The sequence below is a fragment of the Parabacteroides sp. B2-S-102 genome, from assembly GCF_023656665.1.
GTDB lineage: Bacteria > Bacteroidota > Bacteroidia > Bacteroidales > Tannerellaceae > Parabacteroides > Parabacteroides distasonis.
Genome location: NZ_JAMOKM010000042.1, coordinates 1 through 6,234, shown reverse-complemented (window position 1 = coordinate 6,234; position 6,234 = coordinate 1). Strand labels below are relative to the sequence as shown.

General features: G+C 46.7%; 3 protein-coding genes. All 3 read left to right on the top strand.

Translation table 11 applies throughout. The features are described 5' to 3' along the window. The first annotated feature begins 91 nt into the window (after positions 1–91). The 3 genes from NBH07_RS22310 (at position 92) to NBH07_RS22300 (ending at position 6,118) form a co-directional block, all read left to right on the top strand. Positions 92–943 carry an MBL fold metallo-hydrolase gene (locus NBH07_RS22310; RefSeq protein ID WP_008773853.1) on the top strand — a complete coding sequence of 284 codons (852 nt, stop codon included), beginning with the start codon at positions 92–94 and terminating at the stop codon, positions 941–943. A 295-nt stretch (positions 944–1,238) separates the two neighbouring features. After that, positions 1,239–3,560 (top strand): glycoside hydrolase family 20 protein, encoded by a 2,322-nt coding sequence (locus NBH07_RS22305; RefSeq protein ID WP_156682327.1) that lies wholly within the window; start codon positions 1,239–1,241, stop codon positions 3,558–3,560. A gap of 74 nt (positions 3,561–3,634) precedes the next feature. After that, the gene (locus NBH07_RS22300) at positions 3,635–6,118 is read left to right on the top strand and encodes a S9 family peptidase (protein WP_156682328.1); all 2,484 of its coding nucleotides are present in this window, start codon (positions 3,635–3,637) and stop codon (positions 6,116–6,118) included. Positions 6,119–6,234: the final 116 nt, after the last annotated feature.

The following is a 6,234-nucleotide window of genomic DNA, read 5'->3' as shown; positions in this document are numbered from 1 at the left end:
AACGTTTAAACCAGTCATTTTTACATTTATTATACTATTGAGTATGATAAAAACCATACCTTTACTCCCCCAAAGAAAGAATGCAGAAACCATGAAACTACAAATCATCGATACCGGCTACTTCTACGCCGACGGAGGCGCCATGTTCGGGGCCATTCCTAAAAGCGCTTGGAGCCGTCGCTATCCGAGCGACGAGACAAATGGTTGCGTGCTAGCCATGCGTAGCCTTGTCATAAAAACAGATGACGGACGCATCGTCCTAGTAGATAACGGAGCGGGAAATAAACACTTAAAACAACTAAGTTATTACCGCTTCTTCAACTTGGTAGACCTCGGCACGGAACTACGAAACCGGGGAATTCAACCGGAGGAAATCACGGATGTTGTCCTCACCCATCTCCATTTCGATCATTGCGGTTATACCACGCAAAAGGATGAATCTACCGGACATTTATTTCTCTCATTCCCAAATGCGAACCACTGGGTTAGCCGCAAGCAATGGGAGAATTTCCTTCATCCGAACGCCTTGGAGAAAGATTCCTATTTTATCGAGAATATGCAAGCCGTCGCGGATGCTAATTCCTTACGGCTGCTAGATGCCGACACTTCGATTTGCCCCACGATAGAGCTACGCTTGTATGATGGGCACACTCCGGGGCAAATTGTTCCCTATATCCATACGGAAGATCGGACTTTTGTCTTTGCCGGAGATGTTATCCCCCTTGTAGCCAGCGTATCCCCGGAATGGATCTCCGCTTACGACACGTATCCGGTCACGTCATACAACGAGAAACTGCGCATGCTTGCCGAAGCCGCCGAAAAAAGGCAAGCGCTCATCTACTGCCATGACGCTTACATCCGCTGCACAACCGTAAAACGTGTGAATACATATTATAAGAAAGACAAGGAAATACCTCTCAAGAAGACGTTTCTTTTCCCTTAGTCCCTAGCCCTTTTCCCTTTAGACCTTAGGTGTTTCTTCCATATTTCTTAGACATTTCTTATAGAAGTATTCATTATCCACCAGCCGTTGCATGATCGTCCACCAACTGTTGGATGATCATGCAACAGCTGGTGGACGATCATGCACCAGTTGATAAATAGTCTCTATATATAGACAAAGTCCCTAAGGTTATCGCATCAAAAGTGTAAAAGCATTAGATAAAACGGCTAATTCTATTTATCTTTGGGCGGTGATACTGAATCAATTATTGTTTTACATTCTAAACTCTAAACACATGAACAGCCTAAGCAAACTAGCGCTCGTCCTGACATTTTGCACGGGAATGATCGCTTGCTCCGGTGGTAAGGCCGTAAAAGGAGATTACGGAGTAGTGCCTTTGCCACAAGAAGTAACATTGACGAACGGAAATCCTTTCGTCCTAAGTCCATCCACGAAGATATTTTATCCGGAGGGCAATGATAAGATGAAGAAGAACGCCGAGTTCCTCGCTTCTTATATCAAGGAAATCACGGGCTATGAATTAGCAACCGCTACCGGCCAGCCCGGTAAGGGGATCAGCCTCGTTATCGACCAAAGCATCCAGAATCCGGAAGGATATCAACTGACCGTTAGCGATAACGGGATACGAATCGCCGGAAGTACGGATGCCGGCGTATTTTATGGTATCCAGACATTACGTAAATCGATCCCGGCCACGGCCCAAGGGATGAACGTAGAATTACCGGCAGCTACCATCAACGACTATCCCCGTTTTGCCTATAGAGGCATGATGCTGGATGTCAGCCGCCATTTCTTCCCCGTGGATTCGGTAAAAACGTATCTCGATATCCTTGCCTTGCACAACCAAAATACGTTCCACTGGCATCTGTCCGATGACCAAGGTTGGCGTATCGAGATCAAGAAATATCCGGAATTGACACAGATCGGATCTAAACGCAAGGAAACCGTGATCGGCCATAACTCCGGAACATATGACGGAAAGGAATACGGGGGCTTCTATACACAAGACCAGATTCGCGATGTCATCAACTATGCCGCCGAACGCCATATCACGATCATCCCGGAAATCGATATGCCGGGACATCAATTGGCAGCCTTGGCTACTTACCCGGAACTGGGATGCACCGGGGGCCCTTATGACGTATGGGGCCAATGGGGAGTAGCCGACGACGTGATCTGCGCCGGCAACGAGAAATCCATGCAATTCCTAGAAGACGTATTGAGCGAGGTCATCGATCTTTTCCCGTCCGAATATATCCATGTAGGTGGTGATGAGTGCCCGAAGGTACGTTGGGAGAAATGCCCGAAATGCCAAGCTCGCATCAAGGCGGAAGGTATCAAGGGGGACAAGAAACATTCCGCCGAGGAATATTTGCAAAGCTACGTGATCTCCCGCATGGAGAAATTCGTGGAGAGCAAAGGACGCCATATCATCGGCTGGGACGAGATCCTAGAAGGAGGCTTGGCCCCGAATGCCACGGTAATGAGCTGGAGAGGCATGGATGGAGGTATCGAAGCCGCCAAGCAAAAGCATAACGTGGTCATGACACCGAATACATATGTATATCTGGATTACTATCAATCAGCGGATACGGATCTTGAACCCGATGCTATCGGTGGTTACTTGCCGTTAGAGAAAGTATATTCTTTTGAGCCGACAGCCGGTATCTCTCCTGAAGACCAGAAGTACGTGATCGGGGCGCAAGCCAACCTCTGGACGGAATATATCCCGACCTTCTCACAGGTAGAATACATGATCATGCCCCGTATCGACGCCGTAGCCGATATCCAGTGGAGCGATCCGTCCAAGAAAGATTATCAGACGTTCCTGCCCCGTGTGGCCCGCATGACACAACTTTACGATCGCTTGGGATATAATTACGGAAAGCATATCTTCGATATTAACGCCTCCCTGACCACCAATACGGAGAACGGAACACTCGACATAGCCTTGACGAAGTTGGGTGAAGGAGATATCTATTATACGGTAGACGGTAGCGATCCTACGATCGCCAGCATCAAGTATGAAGGCCCGGTACAGATCAACCAAGATTGCGAATTCAAGGCGATCGTTGTCCGTCCGAACGGTACGAGCCGCATCTTCTCAGAAGATATCTTCTTCAATAAAGCGACGATGAAGCCCATCACCTTGAAAGAGCAACCCAGCAAAGGATACGTTTTCAACGGGGCACAGGTATTGGTAGACGGCTTACGTGGAGGTAGTAATTACAAGACCGGCCATTGGCTGGGTTTCCAAGGAAAAGACCTTGACGCCACGATCGATCTAAAGGAACCAACCGAAATCCAGAAGGTATCTTTCAACACAAACGTGGTGAAAGGCGATTGGATCATGGGAGCCTCCGCCGTAACCATAAAGGTATCCGACGATGGCAAGAATTTCAAGGAAGTAGCTTCCAAGAAAATCCCGGAGCTAACCCAAAACGACAAGGACGGTTTATATCCCCAAGAGATATCCTTCGCCCCGGTAAAGGCCCGCTATGTCGAGATTATCATCAACAGCAGCAAACTACCAAAATGGCACGGTGGCGCCGGAAGTCCCGCATTCTTGTTCGTAGATGAGATAGAAATCTTATAAGATAATGATACAGCGAGATGGCTGAGAGATACCCGCCATCTCGCTTTCTTATTTTAAACTAAATAACAAATATCATGATAAACAAAAACATCTTAATTCTTTCAGCCCTATGCTCCTGTTGCTCACTATGGGCGGATGAGGTTGTCGTGCGACATTACAATTACGCCGGCCCTTACGAGGTGAAAAAGCCTTTCCTAGCAGATAGCTTGGATGTAAACAGTAAGAGATTCTCTGACAAGGAACTATTGAACACGACCGTTCCTTTCTGCAACCTTTCCCAAAGCGGACAAACCCTTGACGCGGCGTCTTCCGGAGAGCTGACCTTGCCAACCTCGGCCTCTTCCTACGCGCTACATTTGGTTTCCTTCTACCTGAATAGTGACCGCTATACAAAAGGTACCTTAAGGATCAATGGCCCTGAGATTTCAGAAGTCTACGTGGATGGACAACCCATAAAACTAACCCAAGGAGAAGCCTCGTTGACCTTGGAGCCGCGACGCTATGAAATCGTAATTAAATATTTATCTGAGAGCCACAAAGAGAATGCCTTAAAAGCCTCATTCAACCCGGAAAAAGACGCGGTGGTAACCGCGACCGTCAATCCGGAGAAACGTTATACATTAAGTGATGTATTTGATGGTAAACGCATCCAATCCGCCAGCCTGTCCCCGAATGGAAAATTCATTATCATCTCCTATCAAGAAACCTATCCCGGTGGAAAGCAGTCCTCATTTACCCAGATACTAGACAAGGCTACCGGTTCCGTATTGGTTGAGAACGGACAGAGCTTACGCTGGATGCCTAAAAGCAATCTGGCCTATTACACCCGGAAAGGGATGAAAGGCACGGAATTGGTGACCTTAGACCCTACCAGTAAAAAGGAGAACATCCTTTCCAGCCAATTGCCTGAAGGTTCTTTCAGCTTCGGGCCTACCGAAGACTATCTATTATTCTCCATACGGGAGAAAGGACCGCAAGAACGAAAAGAGATCCAAGAGATACTGGTGCCGGATGATCGCCAACCGGGATGGAGAAACCGTATGTTTATCCATAAATATGACCTGCGAACCGGATTGTTCCAACGGCTCACCTATGGACATACTTCTACTTACATCAACGATGTATCTCAAGACGGCCACTATCTGCTATTCAGTCGCAGGGAACCGAATTTAACGGAGCGCCCTTTCTCACGTACATATATATATAAGATGGATCTACGAACCATGCATGTGGATACCCTTATAAAAGGTGAGAAATTCGTAAGCCGTGCCGTTTTCTCCCCGGATGCCACCCAATTACTCGTTGACGCGTCTGGAGAGGCTTTCGATGGTATCGGATTAAAGATCAAAGAAGGACAGACATCGAATACGAGTGACGGGCAATTATTCCTATACAATATAGCAGATAAAAGTATAAAGCCGCTTACGAAAGATTTTGACCCCTCTGTCGATTCCTACGAGTGGAACGCCCTCGATAAACAAATCTATATCACGGCGAAAGATAAGGACCGTGTTCGCATGTATAGTCTAAACCCGTCCAACGGAAAGATTAAGCAACTTCAAGCCAAGGAAGATGTCATCTCCGATTACTCCATCGCCAATCAAGCTTTCGAAATGGTTTATTTCGGATTAAGCGCTTCCAATTCCCAAAGGCTTTATACCTATAACCTGAAAAACGACGCCTCTTCCTGCTTGATCGATCTCTCCAAAGAGATCTTGAGAGACGTCACTTTAGGAGAAGTGCAAGATTGGAATTTCGTTTCCGCCCAAGGGGATACGATTTACGGCCGCTTCTATCTCCCTCCTCATTTTGACGCAACTAAGAAATATCCGATGATCGTGAATTATTACGGAGGAACAACTCCTACGGCCCGGGTGATGGAAAGCCGTTATCCTTCGCATGTATACGCCGGCTTAGGGTACATCGTCTACATCATACAGCCCAGTGGAGCGACTGGATTCGGCCAAGAGTTCTCCGCACGCCATGTCAACGCATGGGGTAAACTTACCGCTGACGAGATCATCGAAGGCACGAAAAAGTTCTGTGAGGAGCATCCTTTTGTCAACACGAAGAAAATCGGTTGCATGGGGGCTTCATACGGAGGTTTCATGACTCAATACCTACAAACAAAAACAGATATATTCGCGGCGGCCATGTCTCATGCGGGAATCAGCGACATCACCAGCTATTGGGGAGAAGGTTACTGGGGATATTCATACAGCTCGTTGGCTAGCGCTAACAGTTATCCATGGAATGCCCGGGATATGTACACTTTACAAAGTCCGCTGTTTAACGCAGACAAGATCAATACCCCGATCTTGTTCTTACATGGAACCGCAGACACGAATGTTCCGATTGGAGAGAGCATCCAGATGTTTACCGCATTAAAATTATTGGGTAAGCCTACAGCGTTTGTCCAGGTAGAAGGAGAGAACCACCATATACTGGATTATGAGAAACGTATCTTGTGGAATAACACAATTTACGCATGGTTCGCTAAGTGGTTGAAAGATCAACCGGAGTGGTGGGACGCATTATATCCTCCGAAAAGCCTATAAAAATCAAAATAGGTCACTCTATTCACATATATCTAAAGAGTATCTTTATTAGATACTCTTTTTTTATTTAAATACATTAGATAGTATTTATGAAACACCTTAGTCTCCGAAGAACT

Coding starts and splice junctions, on each gene's coding strand:
- NBH07_RS22310 (WP_008773853.1), top strand. CDS start 92: ATGAAACTACAAATCATCGATACCGGCTACTTCTACGCCGACGGAGGC.
- NBH07_RS22305 (WP_156682327.1), top strand. CDS start 1,239: ATGAACAGCCTAAGCAAACTAGCGCTCGTCCTGACATTTTGCACGGGA.
- NBH07_RS22300 (WP_156682328.1), top strand. CDS start 3,635: ATGATAAACAAAAACATCTTAATTCTTTCAGCCCTATGCTCCTGTTGC.